15 protein-coding genes are annotated in these 14,734 nt (G+C 67.0%); 8 read left to right on the top strand and 7 right to left on the bottom strand.

Features of this window, described 5'->3' with window-relative positions; all coding sequences use genetic code 11:
* The first annotated feature begins 286 nt into the window (after nucleotides 1-286).
* Nucleotides 287-1,522, top strand: coding sequence for an FAD-binding oxidoreductase (locus QSK05_RS27755; protein ID WP_285600300.1), 1,236 nt, complete (start codon nucleotides 287-289; stop codon nucleotides 1,520-1,522).
* A 49-nt stretch (nucleotides 1,523-1,571) separates the two neighbouring features.
* Here QSK05_RS27755 and QSK05_RS27750 read toward each other — a convergent pair whose 3' ends face one another.
* Nucleotides 1,572-2,303, bottom strand: a complete 732-nt coding sequence (locus tag QSK05_RS27750; protein WP_285600299.1) for a dienelactone hydrolase family protein — start codon at nucleotides 2,301-2,303, stop codon at nucleotides 1,572-1,574.
* Nucleotides 2,304-2,574: 271 nt separating this feature from the next.
* Between QSK05_RS27750 and QSK05_RS27745 the strand changes: the two genes are divergently transcribed.
* The 3 genes from QSK05_RS27745 (at nucleotide 2,575) to QSK05_RS27735 (ending at nucleotide 5,618) form a co-directional block, all read left to right on the top strand.
* Nucleotides 2,575-4,425: a Xaa-Pro dipeptidyl-peptidase gene (locus tag QSK05_RS27745; RefSeq protein ID WP_285600298.1), complete on the top strand. Its 1,851-nt coding sequence runs from the start codon at nucleotides 2,575-2,577 to the stop codon at nucleotides 4,423-4,425.
* Between the two features lie 213 nt (nucleotides 4,426-4,638).
* Entirely contained in the window at nucleotides 4,639-5,235 is a 597-nt protein-coding gene (locus QSK05_RS27740; protein ID WP_285600297.1) for a hypothetical protein, read from the top strand.
* Nucleotides 5,236-5,363: 128 nt separating this feature from the next.
* Nucleotides 5,364-5,618, top strand: coding sequence for a hypothetical protein (locus QSK05_RS27735; RefSeq protein ID WP_285600296.1), 255 nt, complete (start codon nucleotides 5,364-5,366; stop codon nucleotides 5,616-5,618).
* Between the two features lie 177 nt (nucleotides 5,619-5,795).
* Here QSK05_RS27735 and QSK05_RS27730 read toward each other — a convergent pair whose 3' ends face one another.
* Together QSK05_RS27730 and QSK05_RS27725 are read right to left on the bottom strand one after the other, a co-directional pair.
* Nucleotides 5,796-7,235 (bottom strand): RNA-guided endonuclease InsQ/TnpB family protein, encoded by a 1,440-nt coding sequence (locus tag QSK05_RS27730; protein WP_285600295.1) that lies wholly within the window; start codon nucleotides 7,233-7,235, stop codon nucleotides 5,796-5,798.
* Between the two features lie 70 nt (nucleotides 7,236-7,305).
* Complete coding sequence (locus QSK05_RS27725) at nucleotides 7,306-7,692, bottom strand: VOC family protein (protein ID WP_285600294.1); 387 nt, start codon at nucleotides 7,690-7,692, stop codon at nucleotides 7,306-7,308.
* A 107-nt stretch (nucleotides 7,693-7,799) separates the two neighbouring features.
* On the opposite strand from QSK05_RS27725, the gene QSK05_RS27720 reads away from it, so the two are divergent.
* Nucleotides 7,800-8,153 (top strand): hypothetical protein, encoded by a 354-nt coding sequence (locus QSK05_RS27720; protein ID WP_285600293.1) that lies wholly within the window; start codon nucleotides 7,800-7,802, stop codon nucleotides 8,151-8,153.
* A gap of 105 nt (nucleotides 8,154-8,258) precedes the next feature.
* On the opposite strand, the gene QSK05_RS27715 is transcribed toward QSK05_RS27720, so the two are convergent.
* Nucleotides 8,259-8,669: a winged helix-turn-helix transcriptional regulator gene (locus QSK05_RS27715; RefSeq protein WP_285600292.1), complete on the bottom strand. Its 411-nt coding sequence runs from the start codon at nucleotides 8,667-8,669 to the stop codon at nucleotides 8,259-8,261.
* 76 nt (nucleotides 8,670-8,745) lie between these two features.
* Between QSK05_RS27715 and QSK05_RS27710 the strand changes: the two genes are divergently transcribed.
* Complete coding sequence (locus QSK05_RS27710; RefSeq protein WP_285600291.1) at nucleotides 8,746-9,573, top strand: alpha/beta fold hydrolase; 828 nt, start codon at nucleotides 8,746-8,748, stop codon at nucleotides 9,571-9,573.
* Nucleotides 9,574-9,677: 104 nt separating this feature from the next.
* A complete protein-coding gene (locus QSK05_RS27705; protein WP_285600290.1) occupies nucleotides 9,678-10,838 on the top strand; it encodes a hypothetical protein in 1,161 nt (386 codons plus the stop codon).
* Between the two features lie 172 nt (nucleotides 10,839-11,010).
* On the opposite strand, the gene QSK05_RS27700 is transcribed toward QSK05_RS27705, so the two are convergent.
* Together QSK05_RS27700 and QSK05_RS27695 are read right to left on the bottom strand one after the other, a co-directional pair.
* Nucleotides 11,011-11,670, bottom strand: a complete 660-nt coding sequence (locus QSK05_RS27700; RefSeq protein ID WP_285600289.1) for an IMPACT family protein — start codon at nucleotides 11,668-11,670, stop codon at nucleotides 11,011-11,013.
* 45 nt (nucleotides 11,671-11,715) lie between these two features.
* Nucleotides 11,716-12,381 carry a TetR/AcrR family transcriptional regulator gene (locus QSK05_RS27695; protein ID WP_285600288.1) on the bottom strand — a complete coding sequence of 222 codons (666 nt, stop codon included), beginning with the start codon at nucleotides 12,379-12,381 and terminating at the stop codon, nucleotides 11,716-11,718.
* Between the two features lie 102 nt (nucleotides 12,382-12,483).
* Between QSK05_RS27695 and QSK05_RS27690 the strand changes: the two genes are divergently transcribed.
* Complete coding sequence (locus QSK05_RS27690; RefSeq protein ID WP_285600287.1) at nucleotides 12,484-13,383, top strand: SDR family NAD(P)-dependent oxidoreductase; 900 nt, start codon at nucleotides 12,484-12,486, stop codon at nucleotides 13,381-13,383.
* A gap of 283 nt (nucleotides 13,384-13,666) precedes the next feature.
* On the opposite strand, the gene QSK05_RS27685 is transcribed toward QSK05_RS27690, so the two are convergent.
* The gene (locus tag QSK05_RS27685) at nucleotides 13,667-14,692 is read right to left on the bottom strand and encodes a VanZ family protein (protein ID WP_285600286.1); all 1,026 of its coding nucleotides are present in this window, start codon (nucleotides 14,690-14,692) and stop codon (nucleotides 13,667-13,669) included.
* Between the last annotated feature and the right edge of the window lie 42 nt (nucleotides 14,693-14,734).

The raw sequence follows: 14,734 nt of genomic DNA, 5'->3' as shown, positions 1-14,734 counted from the left end.
TGACCTTCTCGCGCTCGGGCCGGGCTTCTGGCGCAACCCGGCATCATCGGGTCATGCCTATCGCGCACATACAGGAGTCCTACCGGCTCCGTTTCGATGGGGGCCTTTCGGGTGCCCGGGGGATCCAGCACGGCGCTGACGTCGTGATCGTCGTGGAGATTGCTGCCGAAGTGAACGCCAGCGATCAAGTGCCCCTGCTTCGAAATGGAGTCTTTGTCGCCGCTCCTTGACCCTGGGCTGCCATGATGACCGCACGAGCTCGGGGGAGCTCGGACGGGGGGAGAGCATGAAGGTCTGGAACAGCGCCGTGACCACACAACCGGCGCTCGTGGTGCGGTGCGAGAACGACGCCGAGGTGAGCGCGGCCGTGCGGCGGGCCCGGGACGAGGGCCTGTCGCTGTCGGTCCTGGGCGGCGGCCACGACTGGGCCGGACGCGCCCTGTGTGAGAACGGCCTGGTCATCGACGTGAATGGCCTGAAGAAGATCTCGATCGAAGACGACGTCGCGACCGTCGGCGGTGGGGTGAGCTCGCTCGAGGTCATGGAGGCAGCCGCGGCCACCGGGCAGGCGGTGGTGGCCGGAACGGTGGGCTCGGTCGGGCTGACCGGCCTGACCATCGGAGGCGGCTACGGCCCGCAGCTGGGGAGCGCCGGGCTGGCTGCCGACAACCTCGTGGGGGCAAGGGTCGTCCTCGCCGACGGCACGGTCGTCGAGGCCGAGGACGATCTGCTGTGGGCCCTGCGTGGGGGTGGCGGCAACTTCGGCGTGGTCACCGAGATGCGGGTGAAACTGCGACCGTTCAACACGGCGCTGGCCGGGTCGGTGTTGTTCCCGGGGCAGCAGGCGCACGACGTGTTCACCGGTCTCGGTGAGTTGCTGGCCGAGGCCCCCGATGAACTGGGGGTGCTGTCCGGGGCCATGGACCTCCCCGACGGCACGCCGGCCCTCTACCTGAACCCCACGTGGGTGGGCGATCCGGTGGTGGGCGTTGAATGGGTGCGCAAAATCGAACGATGGGGGACGCCTCTGGTCTCCCAGGTTGCCCAGGTCCCGTTGTCGGAGTCGTTGCGGGCCGCTGACGAGCTGTTCGCCGCCGACGGCCGGAGCTGGATTCTGCGCACCCTGAACGTTGCGGCGCTCACTCCCGGCGTGGTCACGACCATCGTGAGTGCCGTGCAGAACAAACCCTCGCCGAACCAGGTGATCAACATGCATCACTTCCACGGCGCCGCCACCCGGATCAGCCCTGAATCGGCTGCTTTCGGGCAGCGCCGCGAGCATGTGATGGTCGAGATCATCTCCGGCTGGAAGGACGAGGACCCGGCCCCGTTCCAGCGATGGGCCGATGAAACGCTGGAAGCGCTGAGGGAATACGCCCTGCCTGGCGGCTACCCGAACCTACTCGCCCCGGACGCACACGCCCAGATCGTGCAGGCCTACGGGACGAACGCCGCCCGGCTGCGCTCGGTGAAGCAAAGGTTCGACCCGGAAGGGACCTTCACCGCCATCCCGCTGCCCTAGGAGGATCGTGCAGTTCCTCCCCCGGGGGGAGGAACTGCACGATCGGCCTCTACTTCAGGTGCCGGGCGAAGAACTGGTTCGCGGAGTCCCCTTCGTACGCCGGAACGCCGGTGTGGCCGCCCATATTGGCGTGCAGCGTCTTCTCCGTGGAGCCGAGGGCGTCGAAAAGGTCCAGGGCCTGCTGGCGATCATTGTTCTCGTCGTCCCACTGCAGGAGGACCTGCACCGGAACGGTGACCTGACGGGCGTCCTGGAAAATGACGCGCGGCACGAAGCTCCCGGCGAACAGGACAGCGGCCCGGACGCGTGGCTCGACCATCGCCAGCCGGACTCCGATGGAGATGATCCCACCGGAATACCCGACCGGTCCGTCGATCTCGGGCAGTTCAAGCAGGGTGTCGAGGGCCGTCTGCCATTCCGTGACCGCCTGGCCGGCCAGCGGAAGGACAAGCCGGTCGACGATGTCGTCGGTGACCGGCTCTCCGGCCGCCAGCGCCCCGCGGAGATCGGCCCGGGCCTGCTCGGCGTCCGGCGAAGGAGGCCGATTCCCGCTCCCGGGTAGCTCGATGGTGGCTGCAATGAAGCCCTCGGCCACGCAGTGCCGGGCCCGCCCGGCCACCCGGGGATACATCCGGTTCAGCCCGCCGGGATGGCCGACCAGGATCAGGGGCGCCGGGGCGGGGCTGGACGGAGGGGTCCACAGGATGCCAGGGATGTCGCCGAGAGTGAAAAGGCGCTCGAGGACGCCGTCGTCGAGCTGCTGTTCAGAAGTGAAATGCATGGTCATACCCTTCGGAAGGCCGTGAAAACGGCGCTCCCGGACGACCTATCGCCCGACCATGACCCCAGAAGGGAGCACCCATGTCGATGTGTTCACGGGTACCACCTCCTTTGTCTCTCGCACGGTCTGCCGGGAAACATAGCAGGGGGCGTCGTGAGCGACAACCACTTTATTGTCGCGGGCGGACAAGCATCGGGTCGTTGCGGATGCCCGCTCGAGAGCTCACACATGTGGCTCGTCCGGTACCGATACGTGTGATGCACTGAATGGCATGAAGCCGAGCACTCACCGGTCGCCCCTGACCCTCGCGCTGACGCTCTTGTCGGCCGGACTGATGGTCGGCGCATCGCTGATCGCGGCATCACCCGCCAACGCCTCGACGGCGTCCTCAAAGCCTTGGCCCGACAGCACCACGGCTGTCCAGCCGGACGGGCTGGTCGTGGCCGGCGGGATGACGCAGCCCGTCTTTGCCGCCGCCACGGTGATCAAGGAGCGGATCTGGGTCGAGACCGTGGTTGACACCGATGCCGACGGTCATCACGACCGGGTCGCGATCGACATTGAACGCCCGGCCGCCCAGGGGCGGGTCTCGAGCATCCTGGAGGCTTCGCCCTACTGGGAATGCTGCCAGGACGTCGCCAATCATCGGGTGGACGTGCCGTGGTTGCCGCAGGAGCGGCTCGGTCTCGGCCCAGGAGTGCTGAGCACCCGTTCGGTGATGAAGTCGCAGGCTGCGCAGGCCAAGCGTGCGGCGGCCGAGACCGCGCAACGCTACGTCCCGCGCGGTTACGCCTCCGTGCAGGCCCAGACCATCGGGACGGGTGCTTCGGACGGCTGCCCGACCAGTGGCGACCAGAACGAGACGCTGTCGGTGACGGCGGTGATTGACTGGCTGGCCGGTCGGGGTCGCGGCTTTCACAAAGACGGTACCCCGGCCCAGGCCACCTGGAGCACGGGCAAGGTCGGCATGATCGGCACCTCCTACGACGGGACCCTCGCTCAGCAGGCAGCCACCACCGGCATCGACGGCCTGAAGACGATCGTCCCGGTCTCGGCGATCAGCAGCTGGTATGACTACTACCGGGCCAACGGTCTGGTCGTGGCGCCGGGCACCTATCAGGGTGAGGACACCGACATCCTGGCGCGGTTCGTCATTTCCGATCGCCAGAAGAAGGTCTGTGAGCCCATGATCCAGCAGATGGAACGCGATCAGGACCGGGTCACCGGGGACTGGAGCCGGTTCTGGCAGGACCGTGACTACGTGCGGTCGGCCGGCAAGATCAAGGCGAGCGTGTTCGTCGTCCATGGCCTGAACGACTGGAACGTCAAAACCAATCATGTCCAGCAGTTCTGGGATGTGCTGAGCCGTAACAACGTGCCGCGCAAGATCTGGTGGCATCAGGATGGGCACGGTGGGCCGGCGGGCGACGACAGGTACACCCTGCCGAACGGGAAGACCAGAACCTTCGACGACACGGTGAACCGCTGGATGGACCACTGGCTCTACGGCGTGAACAACGGGATCGAGAAGGAGCCACGGGCGATCATTCAGCGGGAGAACCGCACGTACCGCACCTATAACGACTGGCCGGACCACCGCGTCCGTCATCGTCGCTATTCTCTGGCCGCCCTGGGCGGCACGCGCCGGGTGCAGTCGTTCGTGGACGCCGGGTCGAGGAAGACGGCTCGCAAACTCATCGCCTCGCCGACGAAGGCCAACCCGAACCGCCTCGCCTACCGGACCAGGAAACTGGCGAAAGCAACCAGAATTTCCGGTGCGGGCCAGGTCCGGCTGAAGCTGTCCGTCAACAACCGGCGGGATGCCAACGTCACCGCACTGCTGGTGGACTACGCCCCGAACGGCAAGGCGACCTTGGTCAGCCGCGGCTGGACGGATCCGCAGAACCGGACATCGATCCGTCACAGCCGACCACTGGTCAAGGGCCGCTTCTACGCCCTGAAGTTCGGGCTGCAGCCCAAGGACTATGTTTTCGCCGCCGGGCACCGTATCGGGCTGGTCGTGATCTCCACCGATGTCGAATACACCTTGCGGCCCACACAGGGGACGGGACTCAGCGTGAAACCGGGCTCCAGCCAGGTGAAACTTCCGGTGGTCGGCTGATGTGACCACCACCGGAGTTTGATGGGGACAGACATGCCCCGGCCGGTCGAGATGCTCTGAGGGGGCAGATCGGCTGCGACCTCGATGCTCTGCACCTCGGTGATTCCGGGTCGTTCGAGGTCTGGCTCACAGACGCCGGGTCTGGTGCAACGTGATCGGGCCGGCGCGCATCTGATGGTCACAGACGCGCCGACAGGATCACGAGGATGGACGATGACGCAGCACCCCGGGCTACGCGGGTCGACACCGGATGGCGGCCACGCACACGGGCCGGTCCCCGGCGCGGGATGGCCCGGTACGACGAAGACCCGGGAGAAGTGGTTGGGCCGCTTCCAGCGTGGGCTCCTGGGTTCGCTCGTGATCGTCGTCATGCTCGCGTACTTCGTCGTCCGCGATCACCGGGCCGTCTCGGAAAGCTCCGTGTGCGCGGCGTTGACCAGGGAGGAGGTCGTGAGCGCCGTCGGGGGCCGGGCCGGGTACGACGAATGGTCTGCCGACCGTTGCCGATACGGTGCCAACCGGGTCCCCTCGAGCCCCGATCTCATCATCGTCGCCACGGGCGGGAGCGGGTCGAAATCTCCTGAGACGGAGACCGTTGCGCAGATGAAGGCCCGGGTTCAGTCGGGCGACTGGTCGCGGGAGCCGGGTCTGGGCGACTACGCCATCGTGGGAAACTTCAGCAACGAGGTCCAGGTCAAGGACGATGGCGTTTTCTTCTCGATCACGGTCACCGGCGTGGACCACCTGGCGATCCCGTACCGGCGCGACGTGCTCATCGAACTGGCCCGGAGCGCGCTCGACGTCGGCTGAGCAGGCGATCCTCCGACCTGGCCGCCCTGCGGGCCGAGTGCTTCCTGGTCGGTGCCGGACCCCACGACGAGGGCGACCTGCGCGCACTCGTGGCGCGCCGGGCGCCGACCGCTGCCCTTCTGGTCCGGGTGCTGGCCGAGCCGGGGCGCGACGCCGAGGCCCAGGCGGTGATGCAACGACTGCGCGGTGACTTGGTGGAGGAGTACGGCGCCGATCTCTCCTCGGTGGTCACCGAGGTTCATCTGGTCCTGCTGCGCGGTGACCTGCCCGTCCTCTGTCCCGGTGTGTGGGTGGTGGATCCGGCCGGCCGGACCGCTGCCCTAGAAGATCGTAGATGGTTCTGGTGTCAATATTTTGGGATCGTTGCTCGCTACGCAAGTTGACAGCGGCCGAAGAGCCGCCGGATTCTGAAAACTCACCGGTCCTTTCTCCCGTGCCACGTTCGGCACCGGCCGGCCGGCTCTGCACACCTCTTTAGGGGCTGTGGACAGTTTCTGTCCTCGACGTCACCGTGGTGACGAGGGAGCCGTCCCGGCCCCGCTGGGTTGGTGCTATGCCGCCTATGAAGCTGTTTCTGGCGGTGGTCTTTTCCTGCGGCGCAGGCGTGGCTTCGGCCTGACCAGGCCGGGGCGTCCGGCTTCGTTCCACGCTCGTTCCGCGGCCAGGCCCCGGGCTCGGATGTTGCGGGCGGCGTTGATGTCAGCATGCTCGTAGTGCCCGCAGGAGCCGCAGTAGAACGTCTCGCGGGTGATGCGGTTGGTGGCGTCGATGACACCGCAGGCAGAGCATTGCTGTGAGGTGTTTGCCGGGTTGACCAGCCAGATGCGGCGTCCCAGTCCGGCGCTTTCAGCCTTGACTGCAACCCATCTGGCTACTCGTGCCGGTGCTGCCTGGGCCAGGGCTCGGTTCAGCCCCGACTTCGCTGCCACGTTCTTACCTGGTTCCTCGATCGTTCCTTTCGCCGAACGCATCATTGCTTGGAGGTTGAGGTCTTCCAGAACGATAACCTCATGCTCGGTCACCAGGTGCTTTGCGGTGTGCCGGGCCCAGTTCTCTTCGATGTTCGACGCGCGCCGGTGCAGGCGGGCGATCCGGCGCGAGAGCTGCCGCCAGCGCCGACCGTACTTCTTCTTACCGGAGCGATCCTGCTGGAGCGCGATGATCGCAGCGCGGATGCTGCTCAGACGCGATACGAGATCGTCTGCGTGATGCATTATGCCGGACGTTTCGGGGGCGCGCATGGCTTCAGCAGCTGTCGCTCCTGAGGCCAGGGCCACGAGAACTGCTACACCACGGTCAATCCCGGCCGTCGAACCCGGTTGTGCCACCGGTAGCTGCTCGACGGCAAGGTCACCGAATCCGATGCTGGCGCGCCAGGCGCTGCCTTCCTTGTTGGCACGGGTCAAGGTCAGGGTGGTGGGTACGCCGCCGCGCTCGGCATACTGGCGCAGCTGCCGTACAGCGGGATTGGACAAGGGGATCACCCCCACGCCCTGGACGTACAGGTGAGGACGTGGGTGCTTCTTCGTGCCCCCGAGGTTGAGTTTCCAGCCGGTGGTCTCGTCGTAGCCGATGGTCCGCCACCTGCCCTTGCCCTTGAACCGCGGGTACCCAGGGGTTTCTCCGGTGCTGACGCGACGGAAGAACGCGCTGAATGCTTCGTCCACGCGGCGCATCGACCACCTCAGCGGCTGGATGCCCCAGACCAGTACGTCATCGCGGACACCCCGCAGGCCTGTGATGTGACCGAACTGCTGGAACATGTCGATCTTGGTCCTGGACGGATGCTGGTAGGCATCCCGCCGCTCCTGAAGTGCCGCATTAAAGGTCTCGCGGGTCGCGTCCAGAAGCTTCAGCAGGGAACGCTTCTGAGCGCGCGTCAGGGGCTTGAACGCGATCTCAGCCTTGCGGAAGACGACTTCGTCGCGGCCATCGACGATCAGCTTTCCACCAGCACGGCCCTGGCCGTACCGGGGTGCCCGAATCGTCGAGGAGATCATGGCCATCACTGTGCCAGAGGGGGCCGACAAAAACGGAATCACCCCAGGCCGCGACCTACACCGGCTCGGGCTACCCGTGGGCGACCCCCGCCGCGTGCGCACCGGTGGTGAGCACGCAGAACTCATTTCCTTCCGGATCGGCGAGCACGGCCCATCCGGAATCGTCCTGGCGCAGGTCGTTCACGAGCGTCGCCCCGATGTCGAGCAGCCGCTGAACCTCCTCGTCACGGGTGCAGTCGACCGGGCGGACGCAGATGTGCATGCGGTTCTTCACCGTCTTGGGCTCCGGAACACGAAGGAAGATCAGCGAGCGTCCGGCCGGGCCGATCAGCTCCACCTCGTCGTCGGTGCCGTCGTCATCGGCGGGCCGGAAGTCGTCGAGCACCTGAGCCCACCACGCCACCTGCGCGCGAGGATCACGCGCGTCGATACAGAAGTTCGAGGTCCGCGAAGTCATGCATCACCTTGGCAGGAGCCATCGTCGACCGCCATCGGGGAATGCGGCGTTCGCATTCTCCGGCACGATGAACCCGGCACGGCGATCGGCGAGGGAACGAGGCAGTGATGGACTGGCACCAGGGCAACGCCACCGACGACCGGGATGAGAAGAGCTGGCTGATCGGGTTCTTCGCGACCGGCGACCAGGGCGTCAACTACAGCGAGGACGTCGAGATCAAGTGGTCGGACCACCGGGCCGGTGATGTGCAGACGGACTGGGAGAAGTCCCGGGGGACGTCGGTAGGCATCCTGATCTCCGGGCAGATGCGCATCCACTTCACCGACGGCACGGCCGAGTTGGACGAGCAGGGTGACTATGTGCGGTTCGGGCCGGGCGTGAACCATCGGTTCAGCACGCCGACCGGTGGGCGCCTCATCACGGTGCGCTGGCCCTCGCGGCCGGATGAGGACCGCGGCTGAGTTCGGGCGGGGTCAGCAACGGCCACACTTTCGCGTTCCGGTGGTCCGGGCGTGTAATCCAGCCCTGATCTCGTCATCGCCGTCGGCGAGGGCAGTCCGTTCGGATCAGGCGCTGCGGCGCCGGGCGTCGATGGCTCCCATGTTGGCCTCGGCCCACTCGCGCAGGACCGAGATCGGTCCGTGCAGCGACATCCCCAGCGGGGTGAGTCGATAGAAGACCTTGACCGGCACGCTGTCCTCGACGCGACGGTGCACAAGGCCGTCCAGGGTCAGCCGTTTGAGTTCCTGGGAAAGCATGCGGTGCGAGATCCCGGGCATCGCTCGCTCCAGTTCCGCGAACCTCAACTCGGGAGTCGTGGGCCGTGCGAGCACCGTAATGATCATCGCCACCCACTTGCTCCCGATGCGGTCCAGAAGCTCCCGGGTGGGGCACTCGACATCGAACAGGTCTCCCCGTCGCAGGGCGAGATCGGAAGGGGTAGTGGCGGTTACTTCGCGGGAACCAGGTGACGGCATTTTGTGCTCTTCCGAGGTCAGTAGAAGTTCCATACGGTCAGGAGGTAATCAACGGTAACCGACAGAAGGAACTGACGTGATCTCGACACAGAGGATTCAGGCGAACGGCATCGAGCTGAGCGTCGCGACGGCGGGCCAGGGGCCGGCCGTCATCCTGGTGCACGGGTTTCCGCACACCTGGCAGATCTGGGAACCGATCATCCCCGCGCTGGCCGAGCGCTACACGGTGGTGGCCCCGGACCTGCGGGGGATGGGTGCCTCCGAGCGCCCGGAGACCGGATACACGGCCATGGACGTGACCCAGGACCTGGTCGGCCTGATGGATGCCCTCGATCTGGCGACCGCGGACGTGGTCGGCATCGATCTGGGTACCCCGCCGACTTTCCTGCTCGCCCTGACCCGTCCCGAGCGGGTGCGCAAGCTCGTGGTGATGGAGTCGCTGATCGGCCGCCTACCGGGCGCCGAGGACTTCCTGCGCGGCGGGCCGCCGTGGTGGTTCGCGTTCCACGCGGTTCCGGGCCTGGCCGAGAGCGTCCTGGCCGGGAACGAGACCGACTACATCGATTTCTTCCTGCGGACGGGGACTGGGGGAGACGGGGTCAGTCCGGGGTTCCGTGACGCCGTCCATGTGGCCTACAACAGCCCCGAAGCACTGCGGGCAGCGTTCGAGCACTATCGGGCCTTCCCTGTCAGTGGGCAGCAGATCGCCCTGGCCGTGAGCGAATCGCGGCTGAAGGTGCCGACGTTCGCCATCGGGGCGGCGCCGGTCGGCGATGCTCTGCACCGGCAGCTCGAGCCGATCGCAGACACCCTCTCGGGCGTTGTCCTGGAGAACTGCGGGCACATCATTCCGCAGCACCGGCCGCAGCTCCTGCTCGATGCCCTGAACGGATTCCTGGCGTGAGCGGCCTGGTCGATGTACACGCGCACTTCGTCACGCCGCAGTACGTGGCGCGCCGAGACCGGTGAAGACATCGGGTGTCCGCCCATGCCATAGGGTCTCAAACCATGCGATACCGCGCTCTGCGCTCGCTGGTCCTTCTGTCGGTAGTGATGCTCGTGTCGGGACTGACAGCCTGCCAGTCGCAGCACGATGGCGAATCAGGGGATTCGCTGGAAGACATCACCCTGTCGAAGGCGTCCGTGCTTCCACCCGATCTGGACGTGCTGGGATCGGGACAGGCGTGGGAGTTGCCGTCCGGACGCTCGGTTGCGGGATCCGGTGCCCGTCAGGTCGGCCACTACCTGCTGATGCCGGTCGATGCGGACCATGTCCAGGCGACCCAGACCTGGGTGATGGACATGAAGACCGGAGCGACTCGTCGCTACGCGAGCATCGACGAGGGCTGGATCGAGAACATGGCTATCGGAGCCGGTGACTGGATGCTCCGTAGCGAGGTGATGGATCCTTCGTCCGGCGGCTGTACCGGTGCCGACGAAGACGGTTGCTACAGCTGGCGACTCTACGCACAGCCGCTGGACTCAACCACACCCCGGCTTCTGGCCGAGTCCCAGAAGCCGGGAAGGCGGGCGTCCGTACCGTCCCTGGTGACCGATGGTCGGCAGATCGGCTGGCAACAGGGCGACGCCTCCGGCCGGTACCCGATCTATCGCTGGGAGCCCGGGGCAAGGACCGCGGACGTCGTAGCTGAGCGGGATCAGCCGGGCGCTCTGGAGTTCACCGACGACGGACGGCTCTTCGTCCTGGAGACCGCACCCGGAGCCGAGGTGACAGACACGGTGTATCTCAAGTCCCTGACTCAGATCCGGCTGCCGGGACCGAAGCAGATCGCGCCCGTCACCACATTCCTCGGTCTGATGTACTACGACGTCATCGGGCAGACCGTTACCTATTTCCCTCAAGCCGGTGATGGGCACGGTAACTGGCTGACTGTTCCGCTGGGGAGCAAGGCCGGGACCGGACGTCAGGGCGAGCTGATCAATCCTGGGATCGACGGTCCGTACGCGGCTGCGTGGATCACCGATACGAAGCTCCTGAGCTCGTCGGCCACCGGGACAACCGTGTACGACCTGAAAGATCCGGCCCTCACGGTCACGTCGGAAAGCACCGACCTGACGACCGCCCGGGTCAGCAACGGTTCCGTCGTCATCGGCTACCAGCCGCCGGACGACGGTCCGGCACTGGTCTATGTCAAGAAGTACGACTGACGGCAGAGACAGTCGTCAGCGGTTGGCCCTGCCGTCCAGCCGCAGCACGTTGCTCTCGTCACCGTGCGAGCCGGTCTTACCCACGTGCTGGTCGTCGATCCCCGGACCGTTCTTCAGTACGTGTCGGGGCAGGGGAACGGCGGATCGACAGGAGCCGGCGAGGTTCCGGTGCCTAGCGTTCCATCACCACGATGTCGCCCCGCACCGCCGTCAGCCGGCCCGCGCTCGCGGCGGCGAGGGCGGCGTCGAGGTCGCCGAGCCGTGATGGTGGCACGAGCAGGGTGATCGTGGCGCTCGCCAGGTAGGTCACGTCGGTGATCTGGGCGTCGCCGGTGTCCACCCACTCACGCAGGACTCCCTGGATGCGGCCGGCGTCCTGGTGCGGCACCTCGACCTCCACCCGGACCGCCGGTGTGCGCCGCACGACCCGGGCGAGGTCGAGGGCTTCGGAGACAGCGGTGGAGTAGGCGCGTACGAGACCACCCGCACCGAGCTTGACCCCGCCGAAGTAGCGGGTCACGACGGTCACCAGGTCGGTCAGGTCGCGACGGCGCAGCACCTCGAGCATGGGCACTCCCGCGGTGCCGGAGGGTTCGCCGCCGTCGGACGAGCGCTGCTGGTCGGCGTGGGTGCCGATGACCAGGGCGACGCAGTGGTGGCGGGCGTCCCAATAGTGCTTACGGACCGCCGCGATGACGGCCTCGGCCTCCTCGGTCGTGCGCGCCGGGGTGACCTGGGCGATGAAGCGCGACTTCTTGACGACGAGTTCGTGCTCGAGGGCCGCGGCAATGGTGGACGGGTAGTGCGCCGCACCGGCAGTGGGTTCGTCCACCCCGCCACTCTACGAGCCGGGTTAGGTGCCCGGATCGCCAGGCCGTCAGGTCCGGGGCAGGACACCCATGGTCGTCATGCTGACGGACAGGCGCAGTGCGTCGTGCAGGGTGCCCGGCACCGTGGCGAGCGAGGGATCGGCCTGGTAGACGGCGAGGATGCTCGGGGGAGGGGGGACGTAGGCCGACAGTGCGCCGGCCAGGACCAGGACCTGCAGGCAGTAGGCCTGGGCGCCGTCGCCGAACTCGGGAACGTGCTGGAGGACGAGGTCGGTCGCGGTGGCGAGGCCCTCGAGTGAGGTGCGTTTGTGCCGGGTCGCCACCTCGATGGACACGTTCTGCTCCAGGACGCTGCCCTGCGCACCGAACAGGTTGCACAGCACCGGCCGATCGGCGAGGGAGCGGCTGAGGATCTCGGCCAGCCGGCCGGCCCGTTCCGCGGGGGAGTCGCGCCGGTCGATACCGGTGGCCAGTTCGTCCTTGAGCGCGGCCAGCCATTCCTGCACGAACCGGTTCAGCAGCTCGAGGAGAACCGCCTCACGAGTTTCGAAGTAGCGCAACACGTTCGACTTGGCGAGCCCGACCCGGCGGCTCAGCTCGTTGAGGCTCACCTCGGCGACCGGCATCTCGTCGAGCATGGCGGTGGCGGTGTCCAGGATCGCGCGGCGGCGGATCTCCCGCTGCTCCTCACTTCGCGCCCGTTGGAACGTCACCCTTCGATCCTACATTACAGACCACCGGTCTCTTGACTTGAGACCGGCGGTCTCTTAATCTCGAACCAGTAAGAGACCGACGGTACTTTCAAGGAGAGCGACATGAGCGAGCACTGGACCGAGCAGAACATCCCTGATCAGAAGAGTCGGGTCGCGGTGGTGACCGGCGCCAACACCGGGCTGGGTTTCGAGACCGCCCGGGCGCTGGCAGAGCGCGGGGCCTCGGTCGTGCTGGCCGTGCGCGACGTGGAGAAGGGCAAACAGGCCGCGGCCCGGATCGCCGGGGACGTCGGCGTGCAGGAGTTGGACCTGTCCTCGCTGGAGTCGGTCCGGGCGGCCGCGGCGAACCTGCGCGCGGCCCACCCGCGCATCGACCTGCTGATCAACAACGCGGGCGTGATGTACACCCCGCAACAGACCACCCAGGACGGCTTCGAGCTGCAGTTCGGCACGAACCACCTCGGCCACTTCGCGTTCACCGGGCTGCTGCTCGACCGGTTGCTGTCGGTTCCCGGATCGCGGGTGGTGACGGTCAGCAGCACCGGGCACCGCATCCAGGCGGCGATCCACTTCGACGACCTGCACTGGGAGCGCTCGTACAGCCGGGTCGGTGCCTACGGTCAGGCTAAGCTGGCGAACCTGATGTTCACCTACGAGCTGCAGCGGCGGCTGGCGGCGCACGGCAGCACGGTCGCGGTGGCCGCCCATCCGGGGCTCTCCAACACCGAGCTGGCTCGCAACACCCCGCCCGCGCTCCGTCTGCCGCTCACCGTGCTCGCACCGCTGATCACCCAGCCGGCGCCGATGGGCGCACTGCCGACGCTACGCGCCGCCACCGACCCGGCCGTCCTCGGTGGGCAGTACTACGGTCCGGGCGGGCGGGGCGAGCTGCGGGGGAACCCGCGGCTGGTCGTCTCCAGCCCCGAGTCCTACGACATCGCGGTGCAGCAGCGCCTGTGGTCGGTCTCCGAGAGCCTCACCGGCGTGACGTTCCCGGTCTGAATCCATCTGGCTGTGGTGACAACGCTTTCAGTGCCGCGAACTCCGAGGGTGAGGGGGCGGCGGGCGAACGTTCGTGGCCACCGCACCAGGGATGAACCCCAGGTGCCGACCATCACCGACGGAGGCACCAGCGTCCTCCATGCTGTTGATCGGTAGTGGTGAACCTCTCGAGGCGCGGGTAGATCCGGCCGCGTTGGTGGCGAACACGCGCTCGCGGCCCTCATCACTGACCGGTTCGCGAAGAGCGCTGGATATGGTGAACAGTCATGTCGACGGCTTGGTGTCAGCGGTTGCTGACTTTCGCGACGAGCGACCCGTCGGCGGCGAACAGGGTGACCTCGGCCGTCAGGTCATCGGTTCCGGCGCTCCCCGTCGGAGCCACGTAGACCAGTCGATCCGGCAGGCCGTCGAGCCGGAGCAGGTGGGCCTCGACCGGTGACCCGTTCCCGAGAACGGCTTGCACCCGGCTCGTCTCAGCCGGTGCCAGGCCGACGATGTTCATCGTGCCGGTTGCTGACGTGTCCACGAAGGGGGTCTGATCGCCGGGGTTCAGGGCCACGAATCCCTGGGGCGATGTCAGGCAGGCCACGCCGTGATCCTCGAAGACGGCATAGTCGTCAAGGGCGGTCGTGGCGGCGGGAACCACCTCGCAGTAGTTGATCCCGGGATCGAAACCCGGGCGGGGGCCCGCTGCCAGGGCGACGGTCGCGAGGCTGATCGCGATCGGTGCGCCGATGGCGACGGTGCGACCGGACGGTCCGGGCCGCAGCGAGAACCACCAGTTGACGAGGGCGAAGAGCAGCAGTCCGAGCAGGGCGCCGAGATCATTGGTGATCAGGTCGTTCACGTCGATGCTGCGGTAGGACCACCCGGCTGCCCAGCAGGCCAGGGCCTGCGAGCCTTCGAGCCCAGCCCCCACGAGCAGGCAGGCCACGGTGAGCCAGAGGGCGCCGCGGCGGACCATGAAGGGCAGGCCGAACCCGAACGGCACCGTGAGAACGAGATTCTGCAGATTCTGGTCGTTCAGTCCACTGGACAGCAGGCCCCGCAGGTCGAGCTCGGTGGAGATCTGCAGCACGGGGATGGCCTCCTCGCCGAAGAACGCCGCTGGTGGCCGCTCTCCCGGAAGGGGACAGAGAATGATGAGCGCCAGTACGGTGAGATACCCGCCGAACAGTCCCACGGCGAGCAGCCTGCGCCCTCCGGACCCCCGACGCCGCGCGAGCACCAGCACCGTGAGAACGATCAGGAGCAGTACCGCTCCGAAGGCAACATCTTCCGGCCCGAGCCGATTCATCCAGGACAACACCTGCGGCAATCTATAGAGGCCTGCAGGACATCAGGTGCTTCT

This window comes from Kineosporia sp. NBRC 101731 (assembly GCF_030269305.1).
Classification (GTDB): domain Bacteria; phylum Actinomycetota; class Actinomycetes; order Actinomycetales; family Kineosporiaceae; genus Kineosporia.
This window is presented reverse-complemented; position numbering and strand designations above follow the sequence as displayed.